The 13051-nt window shown below is 65.8% G+C and carries 13 protein-coding genes; 5 read left to right on the forward strand and 8 right to left on the reverse strand.

Going from position 1 to position 13051, the window contains the following annotated elements:
* Positions 1-32 precede the first annotated feature (32 nt).
* Together ACOOHB_RS11920 and ACOOHB_RS11925 are read right to left on the reverse strand one after the other, a co-directional pair.
* Complete coding sequence (locus ACOOHB_RS11920) at positions 33-1052, reverse strand: zinc-binding dehydrogenase (RefSeq protein WP_420445061.1); 1020 nt, start codon at positions 1050-1052, stop codon at positions 33-35.
* 35 nt (positions 1053-1087) lie between these two features.
* Positions 1088-1840 carry a crotonase/enoyl-CoA hydratase family protein gene (locus ACOOHB_RS11925; RefSeq protein ID WP_420445062.1) on the reverse strand — a complete coding sequence of 251 codons (753 nt, stop codon included), beginning with the start codon at positions 1838-1840 and terminating at the stop codon, positions 1088-1090.
* Positions 1841-1913: 73 nt separating this feature from the next.
* Between ACOOHB_RS11925 and ACOOHB_RS11930 the strand changes: the two genes are divergently transcribed.
* Both ACOOHB_RS11930 and ACOOHB_RS11935 read left to right on the forward strand, forming a co-directional pair.
* Positions 1914-3131, forward strand: a complete 1218-nt coding sequence (locus ACOOHB_RS11930; RefSeq protein ID WP_420445063.1) for a cytochrome P450 — start codon at positions 1914-1916, stop codon at positions 3129-3131.
* A gap of 17 nt (positions 3132-3148) precedes the next feature.
* On the forward strand, positions 3149-4444 hold the full coding sequence (locus ACOOHB_RS11935) for an MFS transporter (RefSeq protein WP_420445064.1): 1296 nt from the start codon (positions 3149-3151) through the stop codon (positions 4442-4444).
* A gap of 26 nt (positions 4445-4470) precedes the next feature.
* On the opposite strand, the gene ACOOHB_RS11940 is transcribed toward ACOOHB_RS11935, so the two are convergent.
* The 3 genes from ACOOHB_RS11940 to ACOOHB_RS11950 form a co-directional block, all read right to left on the reverse strand.
* On the reverse strand, positions 4471-4752 hold the full coding sequence (locus ACOOHB_RS11940) for an HU family DNA-binding protein (RefSeq protein ID WP_420445065.1): 282 nt from the start codon (positions 4750-4752) through the stop codon (positions 4471-4473).
* A 265-nt stretch (positions 4753-5017) separates the two neighbouring features.
* Positions 5018-5935, reverse strand: coding sequence for an ABC transporter substrate-binding protein (locus tag ACOOHB_RS11945; RefSeq protein ID WP_420445066.1), 918 nt, complete (start codon positions 5933-5935; stop codon positions 5018-5020).
* Positions 5866-6336: an ABC transporter substrate-binding protein gene (locus ACOOHB_RS11950; RefSeq protein ID WP_420445067.1), complete on the reverse strand. Its 471-nt coding sequence runs from the start codon at positions 6334-6336 to the stop codon at positions 5866-5868. Before ACOOHB_RS11950 ends, ACOOHB_RS11945 begins: the two co-directional genes overlap by 70 nt.
* Before the next feature lie 159 nt (positions 6337-6495).
* On the opposite strand from ACOOHB_RS11950, the gene ACOOHB_RS11955 reads away from it, so the two are divergent.
* The 3 genes from ACOOHB_RS11955 (at position 6496) to dtd (ending at position 10016) form a co-directional block, all read left to right on the forward strand.
* Positions 6496-8997, forward strand: a complete 2502-nt coding sequence (locus ACOOHB_RS11955; RefSeq protein ID WP_420445068.1) for a CoA transferase — start codon at positions 6496-6498, stop codon at positions 8995-8997.
* A 41-nt stretch (positions 8998-9038) separates the two neighbouring features.
* On the forward strand, positions 9039-9449 hold the full coding sequence (locus ACOOHB_RS11960; protein ID WP_420445069.1) for a RidA family protein: 411 nt from the start codon (positions 9039-9041) through the stop codon (positions 9447-9449).
* 129 nt (positions 9450-9578) lie between these two features.
* Positions 9579-10016 carry a D-aminoacyl-tRNA deacylase gene (dtd, locus tag ACOOHB_RS11965; RefSeq protein ID WP_420445070.1) on the forward strand — a complete coding sequence of 146 codons (438 nt, stop codon included), beginning with the start codon at positions 9579-9581 and terminating at the stop codon, positions 10014-10016.
* Positions 10017-10160: 144 nt separating this feature from the next.
* Here the strand turns inward: dtd and ACOOHB_RS11970 are convergent, their stop codons facing one another.
* The 3 genes from ACOOHB_RS11970 to ACOOHB_RS11980 all read right to left on the reverse strand — a co-directional run bounded on the left by ACOOHB_RS11970 (position 10161) and on the right by ACOOHB_RS11980 (position 13046).
* Positions 10161-11186 (reverse strand): Fic family protein, encoded by a 1026-nt coding sequence (locus tag ACOOHB_RS11970; protein ID WP_420445071.1) that lies wholly within the window; start codon positions 11184-11186, stop codon positions 10161-10163.
* A 248-nt stretch (positions 11187-11434) separates the two neighbouring features.
* Positions 11435-11854 (reverse strand): Zn-ribbon domain-containing OB-fold protein, encoded by a 420-nt coding sequence (locus tag ACOOHB_RS11975; protein WP_420445072.1) that lies wholly within the window; start codon positions 11852-11854, stop codon positions 11435-11437.
* Between the two features lie 25 nt (positions 11855-11879).
* Positions 11880-13046, reverse strand: coding sequence for a thiolase domain-containing protein (locus ACOOHB_RS11980; protein WP_420445073.1), 1167 nt, complete (start codon positions 13044-13046; stop codon positions 11880-11882).
* Positions 13047-13051: the final 5 nt, after the last annotated feature.

The following is a 13051-nucleotide window of genomic DNA, read 5'->3' on the forward strand; positions in this document are numbered from 1 at the left end:
GTGGGGCGGCAGGCTCCGGCCCGCGGCGACGTTCAGACCGGCGCGTCGGCGGTGATGACGATCTTGCCGAAGAAGCGTCGCTCCTCCATGGCCCGGTGCGCCTCAACACCGTCGGGCAGTGGCACCAGGGAATCGATCACGGGCACCAGCTCGCGCGACTGCACCATCCGCAGCAGCTCATCTAGGTCGTCGCGCTTCCACCCGTTGGAACCTCGGATGTCCATCTCGGCGGTCCAGATGAAGCGAAGGTCAGTCGGCGGGTTGTAGCCAGCGGTAGCGCCGCAGGTCAGGACACGCCCGCCCTGCCGCACGCATCGCAGCGAACGGGCCCAGGTGTCGCCGCCGGTGAAATTGACCACCACGTCGTAGCCGCCCCCGCCGAACAGACCGCCGGTCTGTTCACGGCAATAGCGGGCAATGTCGACCTCGGAGTAGTTGATCGTCTCGTCGGCGCCCAGGTCGGCGAGGCGCTGGCACTTCTCGTCGGTGCCCGCTGCAGCGATCACTCTCGCACCCCGCAGCTTGGAGATCAGCAACGCGCTGGTGCCCACTCCCCCACTGGCGCCCAGGATCAACACGGTGTCGTCGGGGCCGACCTCGCCCCGGGTGATCATCATCCGGTGGGCGGTGCCGTAGGCGACCGGCAGGCACGAAGCATCCTCGAAGGAAACGTCGTCGGGCAGCGGGATCAGCTGGCTTGCGCTGACGGTGACGTATTCGGCATAGGCGCCCCACAGGGTGTCGCCGATCATGGAGAACGTGCCGCTCCCGCGGTCCCAATGGACCGGGTCTGCGAGCACCCGGTCGCCCACCGACCATCCCTCGACACCGGGACCGAGCTCTGCAACCTGCCCTGCGGCATCACAGCCCGGGATGCCCGGCAGCGGCACCCTGATCCCTGGCATGCCTCGGCGTGTGAACACGTCGTGATAGTTCAGCGAGCACGCCCGCACAGCGATCCGCGCTTCGCCGGGTTGCAACTCGGGCAGGTCGATGTCGCGATACGACAGCACATCGATATCGCCGTGCTCCGAGAAGACGATTGCTTTCATCGCAGTGCCCCTATTCGCCGACCTTCATCGGTCTCTCACGCCGCCGAGGCGCGGTCTCGTTCGACGGATGCGTCCATCTCGGCAAGCACGCCGGCTCGCAGTGCCCGCACCGTGGCGGCGTAGGCACGGGGGTCCAGCGTGTCGGCCAGTTCCGCAGCTACCTCGAGCGCCCGCTCGATGACGGCATCTCGAGCCACCGCCTCGTCAAGGAAGCCGGCTTGCGTCGCACCCATGCCGTCCAGCAGGCGGGCGTTCGCCACGCAGCGCTGCAGGTGACGCTTGGACAGGCGCTCGGTGGAAATCGCCATGGCCCAGTCCGGCAGCGTCAGCCCTATCGCCACTTCGTTCAGCCCGATCTTGACGGGCGCATCGGGGCCGACGCGATGGTCGCAGCCCAACAGCAGCAACGCTCCTGCTGCAACGGCATGGCCGGTGCATGCTGCCACTACGGGTACCGATGAGCCGTAAGCCCGCCGCACCATTGCGCCACCCGCTGACACCAGCTCGGTCATCGCGGCACGGTCGCCGCCGCGGATCACGTTGAGGTCGAACCCCGCAAAGAAAGCCCGTTGGTTGCCGGCGATGACCACCGCACCGATGCCGTCATCGGCCTCGGCTGCATCGATCTGTGCGTCCAGCGCCGCGAGCATCGGTACCGAGAACGCGTTCGCCTTGCCGTCGTCCACTTCGACGAGCAGCACGCTGCCGTGTCGCTCAGCCGAGACCGTGCCATTGCCTGATGCCCCATTACCCGATGTGCCATTGCCTGGTGTGCCTGCGTCCTTCATCGTGCGAATGCTACGGCTACGCCCCCCAGCGTGCCCGAGCCGAGGCCGCTGCCGGGCTGGTTAGGGTTCGCCCATGGCCGTGCCGGTTGTCGACGTGGAGATGCCCGAGCTTGACCTCGATCCGGTGACATGGGAGGAGCAGCGACAGCTGCTGCTCGGCCTGCTCGAAGACGACGACTGGATTGCGCGGACTCCGCTGGGCTACGTCATCACTCGCTACGACGACGCAACCGCCATGCTGCGCGACGACCGTTGGTACTCGGCCATTGGGCTGATCGCGGACATGCAGGGCTACGACGACCCGGACTTCAGGCAGCGCTCAAGCCGCAACATCCTGGCCATGGAAGGCGCTGAGCATCACCGGATCCGGCGCCTCGTCGGACCCGCCTTCACACCGAAATCAGCCGAGCGACTGCGACCGTTCATGGCTGAGGTCATCGACGAGTTGCTCGAGCCGATCTGCGCACGGGGAGAGGCCGAGTTCGTCGGCGAGGTGTGCGAGCCGTATCCGATCCCGATCATCTGCGAGATGCTGGGTGCTCCTCGCGAGGACTGGAAGCTGTTCGGACGCTTGGCGACGGACATCTTCCGCATCTTCAACGGCAACCTCCACCGGGACGGTCCGGCCATCGTCGCTGCGCAGAACGAGATGGAGGCCTACATGACGGCGCTCATCGCCGAGCGCCGGGCGGCGCCGCGTGACGACCTGCTGTCCGACCTCATCGCGGTCGAGGAAGCAGGCGATCGGCTGTCGACGGAGGAGTTGCTGTCGCTCGCCAACTCACTGCTGCTTGCGGGCACTGACACGACTCGCAACCAGCTCGCATGCGCGGTGGCGCTGTTCGCGCAGCATCCCGACCAGTTGCGGTTGCTCGCAGACGACACGTCGCAGGCGCCTGGCGCCGTCGAAGAAGTCATGCGGTATCTCGGTGCGATACGCGGCACGGCTCGTTACGCCAGCGAGCCGATCACCTACCGCGACATCGAGTTCCCGGCGAACACCTTCATCTTCCCGAGCCTTGTGGGCGCCAACTACGACGGCGAGAAGTTTGTCGAGCCCACAGACTTCGACATCACGCGCCGTTCAGGCGCCCCGCACATGACCTTCGGCAGCGGCATCCATCACTGCTTGGGGGCCTTCCTGGCGCGCGCCGAGCTGCAGGAGGCATTCAAGGCCATCGCACGCCGCATGCCGAATCTTCAGCTCGACGGCGACGTCGAGTGGAAGCCGCTCTCGAACGGGATCTGGGGTCCGGCCGTTCTTCCCATCAGGTTCACGCCGGGGCACTGACCCCAGCCACTCGCCAGATGGGCCGCTTGCCCGACGCCTTCAGGGTCACGCCCGCCGCGGCAGGACTGGGCGATGCCGTGCCGACGCTGGGCCCGGCGGCAACTGCCGATGCGGTCGGCGACGGGTTCGACTTCGACCGCGTGCGCTGGGGCCGCGTCGTGCTCGTGGCCTTCTCCGGGGTGGTATCGCACATCTTCGGTCGGGCCACCATCGGAATACTGATCCCCGCCATGGCCCCCGAACTCGGGCTGAGCGACACGCTGGTCGGCGCACTCGGCTCGACGAATATGGGCGCCTACTTCACCGGTGTGGTGATCGTCACGTTCAGCGCGGGCCGCGTCGAACCGTTCACGCTGCTGCGGGCCGGCATCGTCACGTCGACGATCGGCCTCGTCGTGGTGGGAACGGCGTCGTCTGCGTTGGCTGTGGTGATCGGTACCGCACTGGCAGGTCTCGGCGGCGGGGGCATCTGGCTCACCGCTCCAGTCATCGCCAGTGAGGGAGTGCCCGCGGCTCGGCGAGGCGCCGCGCTCGGCGTGCTCACCGCCACCATGGGCGCAGCATTCATCGGCGTTCCCCTGGCAACTGCGGCGATGCGCAATGTGGCTGGCAGCGACGCGATCTGGCGGCCGCTCTGGCTGGGCGAGGCAGCAATCTCGATACTGCTGCTCGTTGCGCTGACGCTGTTCGTCAGGGCCGGCCGTACTGAACGGGTCGCCGCCGTCGGCGGACTCGCAGCGTTGCGGCAGATTCAGGGCTGGAAGCGGGCCGTCGTGGCGTACATGGCGTTCGCCTATACGACGTCGTCGTTCGCAAACTTCCTGGGTCTGGCACTCGAGCGCGACCACGGTTTCGACCGCTTGGCCGCCACGCTCGTGTTCTCCGGCATGGGAGCGGGTTCGATGGTTGGCGCTTTGGCATTCGGCCGACTCAGCGATCGGGTGGGCCGACCCGCCACGATGGCGACCGTCATGGCCATCAGCGCAAGCACCGGGGTCGTGATGGCGGCGCGCGTTCCCAATGCAGCAATCATCGTCGCCGCCGTAGTCGTCTTCGGCGGCGCGTCTTTCTCCTACCCGTCGCTCACAGCCACGTTTGTGAGCGATCACGTCGCCGACCGCACGTTTTCGGCTGTGCTCGGCACGATGACGATGTTCTATGGCCCGGCGTCCGTCATCGGTCCAGCAGCGAGCGGTTGGCTCGCCGACAGGACAGGCAATTTCGACGCGACTTACGGAGTCATCGCGGTGATGGCCCTCACGTCGTGCATCTGCATGGCGACGATGCGCCGGTCTCGAAGTGCGGCGCCGTAGCAGGCGCCGGTTCGCTGAGCGCTGGCTCAGCCCTCCATCAACTGCTTTTTCATGGCAGCCGCGGTTGCCAGCTTCAACGAGCGGCTCGGGCCAATCTCGATGGACTCGCCGGTCTGGGGGTTGCGTCCCATCCGGGCACCACGCTCGGACATGGAAAAGGCGCCAAATCCTGGCCAGGTAATCTTGCCGCCGGCCTTCACTTCGGCCGCAACGAGATCGAAGAACGCTGACAGCGTCCGCTCTGCGTCGCCCGCACTTACACCGGCTTGAGCGGCTACCGCCTTGATGGTCTCTGCCTTGTTGGCCACGGTCCATTTCCTCTCTTAAAGGGATTCGGGGTATCACCTCAGCACACAAACAGGCCGAAGTGGTGGAATTGCGGCCCGCTGTCTACCGGCATGAGCGCTCCGACGCACCTCACGCTTGGGAATCGGCGGGCGTTTGATGACGCACTGCCACCTTGACGTCGAAGGCGTCTCACAGGCCGTCGCCGACGTAGTTGACCGACAGGACAGTGATCACAATCGCCAAACCGGGGGCCCACACGAGCCAAGGATCCGAGCCATCAGAGAGTCATTCCCCGCTGACCGTCCAGTCGTACATGTCGAAGAAACCTCCGTAGGGACTCGACACGTACGCCCCCGGGCCAGACACCAACGTCTCGTTCCAAGCCAACAGGTTCGGCAGCACGTACAACGGGATCCACGGCACGTCATCCGCAAGCAGCGTTCCGAGTTCATGGACCATGACCAGCCGAGCGGCCGGATCCACCTCCGCGTTGATGGCGAATGCCAGATCGCTCGCAGCCTGGCTGCGATACGCCGTGAGGTTCTGCCCGGAGTACCCGTTTTCAGACGTCGGCACGCCTTCGATGTCGTAGTACGCCGTGACGGACGGGTCCGGATCGGTGCTGTCTGCGAACAGCGCCACCGGACCGAAATTCAGCACCGGCAGCCGGTTCTGGAACAGCTCGCCCGCGTCGTAGTTGATGATCTCCCAGCCGATGCCGAGGGGTGCCGTCATCTCGACCACGAGCGCCTGCACGTCCTCGCGTCGCTTGTTGCCTGCCACGGTGTTCCACGCAAGTACGAGATCCTCGCCTCCAGGATTCACCCACAGGCCGTCGGGGTCAGGGCGGGTCCAGCCCTCGGCTTCCAGCAGCTCGGCAACCTTGGCGGCGTCCTGGCGGTAGTGGGCGAAGTCGTCGTTGCACCAGTCTCCGAAACCGGGGTTCCAGCCGGTGCATTGCAGCACTTCGGGGTCCGGGATGATCGAGCCGAGCGCGACGTCCGCGATGCGCTCGCGGTCGAGTGCGTACGCGAGCGCTTGACGCACATTGCGAGTGACATCGAAGCGTCGATCCGGCGCGTCTTGGTTGATCCAGAGCCCTTCGATGAATGTCCCCTCGCCTACGGCGAACGTCAGATCTCCGGTGATGCGCTCTCGGGCGCCAGTATTTGCTGCTCGGATGACCAAGAGTGCTGGATCCACGGCCCACCAGAGATCGTGATCTCGTCGTTCCACTGGTCGGCGATGTCGGTGTCGGGCCCCAGTTCGTGTGCTGGCAGAACCAGGTTGAACAGCGTCTGCCAGGGCGCATAGGGCTCGCTGAACGCGATCACCACCGTGTGCGGATCAGAGTGGTCGATCTCGGTGATGAAGTCGTAGCCGGGGCCGCTCAACGTGCCGGTGGTGTCGAGCGCGGCGCGCCAACTGAACCACACGTCGGTGCTGGTGATCGGCGTGCCGTCACTCCACGACGCCTCCGGGTTCAGCCGGTACGTGAGCGTGAACGTGCCGTCGTCGGCAGTTGCGAGGCCGCCGTTGTCGATGCTGGGTGCTTCGACGAGCAATGACGACGCCGCGTACGTGTTTGTTTGGTCAAGCTCCATAAGCCGCGGCAGTAGATGGATGAGAGCCGACCAGATCGTCCATGTTGCATTTGCGCACGAAGTGACCGGGTTCAGGCACTCGGGCCACCGCTCGATCTGTGAGCGCCTGCAGGACGCGTCTGGCAGAGTTTGCGGGATTCGGCCGGGCATGCCGGCCAAATGGCGACACGGGAGCGCACCAAGGTGCTGGACGGTTACCGGATTCTGGATCTGACCGACGACCGGGGGCATTTGGCCGGGATGCTGCTGGCGCAACTGGGCTCCGAGGTTGTGCTCGCCGAGCCGCCCGACGGGCACCGCGCCCGCCACCAGGGCCCCTACGTGGACGACGTCACGGATCCGGAGCGGTCGATCGAGTTTCTGGTCTACAACCGGGGCAAGCACTCGGTGGTCATCGAGAACTCGGCGCAGATCGCAGAGCTGGCAGCCCACTGCGATGCGGTGATCTCGTGTGGCGTCTTCGACGTCGACCTTGATGGGCTGCGTGCCGCCAACCCTGAGCTCGTGACCGCCTCGATCACGCCGTTCGGCGAAACGGGACCAAAGACCGGCTGGGCGGCAACCGACCTCACGATCGCCGCCTCAAGCGGCACGATGTCGCTGACCGGCGACCGCGACCGGGCACCGGTGCGCATCGGCTCACCTCAGACCTGGCACAACGCTGCGGTCGACACCGCCGGCGCGATCCTCATGGCGCTGCACGAGCGCGAGACATCGGGGCTGGGGCAACACGTGGACACCTCGGCCCAGCAGTCCTTTGTGGACTGCACGCAATTCCAGATGATGGCCGTGCTCACCGGCGGCGAGATTCCGGTGCGGCTCCCGGGCGCCGTCAACCTGGGCGGTTTCCTGATCCCGTGGGTGTACGAATGTGCTGACGGCTACGTGACCGTCACGTTTCTGTTCGGTCCGATGATCGCACCCTTCACGAGCAGGATCCTGACGTGGGTCTGCGAAGAGGGCTACTGCGACGCCGAATTGCGCGACAAGGACTGGGTCGACTTCGGCATGGCCATCGTGGAAGGCCGCGAGTCGATGGACACCTTCGATCACGCCATCAAGTGCCTCACAGCGTTCGTGGCAACCAAGACGAAGACTGAGCTGCTCGAACGGGCGCTGTCGGACAACCTGCTCATCGCGCCGATCACGACGACGGCCGATGTGCTCGCTCTCGAACACTTGGATGTGCGCGACTACTGGCAGCACGTCGAGATGCCCCGAGCCTGCGGTCCTGAACCGGTCCGACTGTGCGGCGCGCTGGCCAAGACCAACGGCGAACCGCTGGCTGATCTCCCGAGTGCGCCGAAGCTCGGCGAGCACACCGCTCTGTACCTCGACGCGAGCGGCACAACCGGACCGGCTATCCCGTCACGTCCCCGAGCAGAGCTCGCCCCGACCGGGCGATCGATGGAGCGCCCGCTTGACGACGTCAAGATCCTCGACTTCATGTGGGCGTTGGCGGGGCCCGGCGCAACCCGAACCCTGGCCGACTACGGCGCAACGGTCGTCAAAGTCGAGAGCGAGTTGCACCCCGATGTGCTGCGCGGCGTCCATCCGTTCATCGGCGAGGAAGGCGGGCAGGAGAACGCGCTGCAGTTCCACTCGATCAACGCAGGGAAGTTGGACCTGACACTCGACCTGTCGCTGCCCGAGGCCCGCGAGGTGATCCTGGACCTCGCTGCGTGGTGCGACGTGATCACCGAGTCGTTCTCGCCGAAGGCGATGGCGAACTGGGGCCTCACCTACGACGTGCTGCGCGAAGTGAATCCCGACCTCGTGATGTTCTCTAGCTGCCTGATGGGCCAGACCGGGCCGATGCGCATGTACGCCGGCTTCGGCACGATGGCGGCCGCCATTGCCGGCTTCTATCCGGTGACCGGCTGGCCCGACCGCATCCCGGCGGGTCCGTTCACCGCCTACACCGATTACATATCGCCGAAGCTGGGCGTGATGCTGATCCTGTCTGCGCTGGCCGAGCGGGATCGCACGGGCCGGGGCCAGCACATCGATTTCTCCCAGATGGAGGGGGCGCTGCACTTCTTGGCGACCGAGTTCGCCGACGAGGAGATCAACGGGCGCACTGCTGGGCGCGCCGGCAACGCTGATCGCCACATGTGCCCCCACAGCGTCTATCCCGCGGCTGGCGACGACCGCTGGGTGGCGATCGCCTGCGAAACCAATGCGCAGTGGGGCGCGTTGGCGGAACTGCTCGTGGAGGCCGCCAGCGAGAACAGTGATCTGGGGCACGCTCTGTCGGCGATTGGCGCAGACACTGACCTTGCGGCCTTTGCCGTTGCCGGGCGCCGAGCCCGCAGCGACGCCGTCGATGCTGCGATCACGGCGTGGACCGAACCTCAAGAAGCAGCTGCAATCGAGGCGACGCTGCAGCAGTGCGGCGTGCCAGCTCACCGGGTGAACGACGCTGCCGATCTCATGGCCGACCCGCAGATCGTCGCCCGCAAGCACTTCCTGTCGGTACCGCACGCCAAGCACGGCCACACCTGGGTGGAGGACAGCAACTTCGAGCTGTCGCGCACGCCCGGACGGCCGCTGTGGGGCGGTCCGATGTTCGGCGAACACAACATGGAGGTGCTCGAAGGCATCCTCGGCTACGACCCCGACAAGATCGCCGAACTCGTCATCGCGGGCGCCATCACCTGACAGCGCAGCACGGCGTGCCTGCTGCGCCCCACAATGTCGTCATGAACAACAACAGCAATGCTTCAGGCGCCGACAGGCAGAACATCTCAAGCGGCGGGCCGCTCGAAGCCGTCGCCGGCTATTCGCGAGCAGTCCGAATGGGGAACTGGGTGGCTGCTTCAGGCAGCACGTCGCTGGGCCCTGACGGGGTGGCGCACCCGGGCGACTGCTACGGACAGGCGATCTACACGCTGGGGGTCATTGAGCGAGCGCTGGCTGAGGCCGGCGCGCAGATGACTGACGTCGTGCGGACCCGCTCGTTCATCACCGACATCGGAATGCTCGACGACTTCATCCGTGCACATGGCGAAGTCTTCGGCGACATCCGACCAGCGTCCACGCTTGTCGAGGTGTCGGCGCTGATCCATCCCGACCTCGTCATCGAGATCGAAGTCGACGCAATCATCCCTTGACTGGTGCCGCGGACAGGTCACCGCCTGCACCCTCATGCCACACGGCCACCGACAATCCGTACATGATTGCGCCGATAATTTCGACCTGAATGGCCCTATGAAGTTGTACATGAATGTGGGGCTGAGCGCGTGCGAGCGCTGATCCAGCGGGTGTCTCAGGCCCGGGTACGGGTGGACGGCGGGGTCGTCGGCGAGATCGACGCTGGGCTGTGCTGCCTGGTGGGCGTCACGCACGACGATGGCCCCGATGCAGCGATCAAGTTGGCAGCCAAGATCTGGAACCTGCGCATCATCGCCGACGAGAACGGCCAGATGAACCGGTCAGTGGCCGACACCGGCGGCGAAGTGCTGGTGGTCAGCCAGTTCACGCTCTACGGCGACACCCGCAAAGGTCGCCGGCCGTCGTTCGTAGCCGCCGCCGCACCCGACGTTGCTGCTGAGCTCATCGACGAGTTGGTCGCCGAATTGCGACGCCTGGGCGCCACGGTTGCAACCGGTTCGTTCGGGGCACACATGGCAGTCGAGTTGACGAACGACGGTCCAGTGACGCTGATGCTCGAAGTCTGAGCCGAAGCGCTGAGGCGCTGGACAGCACGAGCCGCGGACCGCGAATTTGTTGAGTTCACGCCGAATTAATCGAACAGTTCAACAAAGACGAGCGTGGCGCTTGCCGGAAGCCATGCGTCTCTGGGCACCGGCTGCTGCTCGACGTCAGGTACGTCGGTAGCGAGACGCTAGGTACTCGTCGACCCATCGCCGACTGCTTCTCCATCGTCCGTCGCTGCCGCGCGTCGCTTGAAGCCGTCCGCGACTCGCCGCTCCACGAAGCGCTACTTCGCTTACCTCGGTCGAGGCCAGCGCTTCGAGCGGCACAAGGCGCGCGGGTCCCGCTACCGCCGGCAGCACGAATCTGTAGAGGCTGTCCAGTACGGCTCGAGCGAGCATCGCACCAAGCGGTGCCGGTACACCGTCGTCGGCTCTGCGGAGAGCGCGGAGGTACCGGTCGCGATCTCGCTTGTAGATGATTGCCGGAGGAAAGCCGAGCCGGACGAGCACCAGGTTGAGTACAAGTCGCCCTGTTCGTCCGTTGCCGTCAAGAAATGGGTGGATCTGCTCGAAGCGGCAATGGGCTGAAGCCAATGCCTCCGGAAATGTCAGCACAGCCGGGTCGAGCGAGTTGACGTGTCTTGCCCATTCGGTCATCTCCGCATCGACTAGGGGCCAGGACATTGGAGTCATGCCTCCGGGAAACGGGCGGATGTCATGCTGGCGATAGCTGCCCGGAGTCTCCGCTTGTGTCGCATTCGGGTGGGGTGAGACTTCCCACACAGGTGCCAGCGCAACGCGATGGATCTCGCGAACTTCCGTGAGTGTCACGATTTGCTGATGCTGACCGAGTCCCAGTGGACGAAGCGCTTGGGAATAGACCCACTCGGCAGCGTCGCCGTAGCCCTTGACTTCCAAGTAGTCGTTGAGGTCCTTATTCCCAACCGCTCGACCCTCGGCGAGCAGTTGCTCCACCTGCTTGAGCACGAGGGTGTTGCCTTCCAGCGCAGTCGAGTGGTGCGCTTCCTCGTACCAAAGGCCGCGCCAGATGTCGGCAGCCTCCTCAGGGAGCGGAAGCCCACCCATATTCTCCCGCAGCTCTTCAACCTGGACCTGAAGTCGTTCGTACACCTCCCGGTGCGTCGGACGACCAGGACCCGAACGTCGGGCAACGGAGGAGCTGTCGGTCATGCCATGCCGACGACGTCAGCGCATCTGCGAGCGGCATCGTCGCGCATCGTGCACTTGTTCACTTGCTGCACCTGCATTCGGCAGAACACACCGAGCGACTTCGGCATCGGTGATTCCTCGCATCCCATCCGCGCTGGCCGCGAATTTGTTGAGTTCGCGCCAAACTAATCGAACAGTTCAACATTGAGGGCGCCGGTGGCTGCGCCATGTTGTGTCGGCGCACTCGGCGACCGAACCCGACGCTGACCTCAGGCGGGTGTGAAGCGGAGCAGTGCGGGGCCGTCGGGAGTGGGGTCGAAGACTGCCAGCACGGCTTGGCCGATGTGCACGGTGTCGGGGTCGCAGCCGACGATGTTGGTGACCACGCGGGGGCCTTCTTCGAGCTCGACGTAGGCCAACACGAACGGGGCCGCCTTGCGCCACGAGCCCGGGATGCGCCGGGTGACGGTGCAGCTGTAGACGGTGCCGCGCCCTGAAGCGGTGAACCAGCTCACTGATGTCGAGCCGCACTGGTCGCAGTGGTCGCGCGGGTACCACACGACGTGGTCGCAGTCGTCGCAGCGGGGCAGCTCCAAGCGGCCCTGCGCCGTCGCGTCCCAGAAGCGCTGCGTTTCGAGGTTCGCATGCGGCGGCGGCACCGGCAGGCCCGACGGCCCCAATTCGCTCACAGCGGTCGCCTCATTTCGATCTGGCTCATGTCGAACGGCCCATCACGAGGGTGGCGCTTCCCATGCGTGTCGCGAGGCTGCCGCCGGTGCCGTGCGCCAAGGCCAGCTCGCAGTCGGGCACCTGCACCGCAGGGTGTGCCTCGCCACGCAGCTGTCGCACGGCTTCGACCACCTTGGTCATGCCGCCGCGGTTGGCGGGGTGGTTGTTGCACAGCCCGCCGCCATCGGTGTTGAACGGCAGCACACCGCCCGGTGACTGCAGAGCGCCGTCGGACACGAATCGCCCGCCGTCCCCCTTTTCACAGAAGCCCAGGTCTTCGAGCGTGATCAGCACCGTGATCGTGAAGCTGTCGTAGATCGACACGTAGTCGATGTCGGCCGGGGTGATGCCGGCCTCGGCGAACGCCAGCGGGCCCGAGCGCGACGCTCCGGTGTGGGTGAGGTCGATACGCCCGCCTGAGGTGTGCTTGATCGACGTGCCAGTGCCCAGCACCGGCACGCAGTGGCGATCGAGCGAAGCCGCTACAGCTTCGGAGATCAGCACCAACGCTCCCCCGCCGTCGGTAATGACGCAGCAGTCCAGACGGCGCAGCGGATCGGAGATCATCGGCGACGAGACCACCTCGTCAACGGTCACCACGTCGCGTAGGAACGCGTTCGGGTTGTGCTGGGCGTGCGTGGACGCCGCGACCTTCACTTCGGCGAACTGTTCGGACGTCGTGCCGAACTCGTGCATGTGACGAGCTGCGGCCAGCGCGTACCCGCCGGGCACCGACATGCCGAACTGATTCTCAAAAGATGCCTCGGGCGCCGAGCTGAAGCGGGCGCTGCCGCCCGGTCCTGCACCGCCAGTGCGGGGCTTGCCGGCCAGCGTGATGAGCGCGACCTTGACGTGCCCGGCGGCAATGGCCGCCGCAGCGTGCTGGACATGCACCAGGTACGCGGAGCCGCCCGTTTCGGTGTCGTCGACGTAGGTGCAGTCGAGGCCCAGGTACTCCACCATCGACAACGCACCGAAACCGGGGGCGTCACCGGCGGAGTAGTACGCGTCGACATCTGCCAGGGTGAGCCCCGCGTCGGCGAGCGCTCCCGCGGCTACCTCGGCGTGGATCTGCGGCAGCGTCCGGTCGGGCAGTTCGCGCCCGGGATGCTCGAACACCCCGGCGATGAAGGCCTTCCCTCGAATGGTCACCGGCG

Origin of the sequence: Candidatus Poriferisodalis sp. (assembly GCF_965215815.1) — a bacterium.
GTDB lineage: Bacteria > Actinomycetota > Acidimicrobiia > Acidimicrobiales > Poriferisodalaceae > Poriferisodalis.

Excerpts from the sequence above, each read along its gene's own strand:
- ACOOHB_RS11920 (WP_420445061.1), bottom strand. The coding sequence starts at position 1,052 with ATGAAAGCAATCGTCTTCTCGGAGCACGGCGATATCGATGTGCTGTCG.
- ACOOHB_RS11925 (WP_420445062.1), bottom strand. The coding sequence starts at position 1,840 with ATGAAGGACGCAGGCACACCAGGCAATGGCACATCGGGTAATGGGGCA.
- ACOOHB_RS11930 (WP_420445063.1), top strand. The coding sequence starts at position 1,914 with ATGGCCGTGCCGGTTGTCGACGTGGAGATGCCCGAGCTTGACCTCGAT.
- ACOOHB_RS11935 (WP_420445064.1), top strand. The coding sequence starts at position 3,149 with ATGGGCCGCTTGCCCGACGCCTTCAGGGTCACGCCCGCCGCGGCAGGA.
- ACOOHB_RS11950 (WP_420445067.1), bottom strand. The coding sequence starts at position 6,336 with ATGGAGCTTGACCAAACAAACACGTACGCGGCGTCGTCATTGCTCGTC.
- ACOOHB_RS11955 (WP_420445068.1), top strand. The coding sequence starts at position 6,496 with ATGGCGACACGGGAGCGCACCAAGGTGCTGGACGGTTACCGGATTCTG.
- ACOOHB_RS11960 (WP_420445069.1), top strand. The coding sequence starts at position 9,039 with ATGAACAACAACAGCAATGCTTCAGGCGCCGACAGGCAGAACATCTCA.
- ACOOHB_RS11970 (WP_420445071.1), bottom strand. The coding sequence starts at position 11,186 with ATGACCGACAGCTCCTCCGTTGCCCGACGTTCGGGTCCTGGTCGTCCG.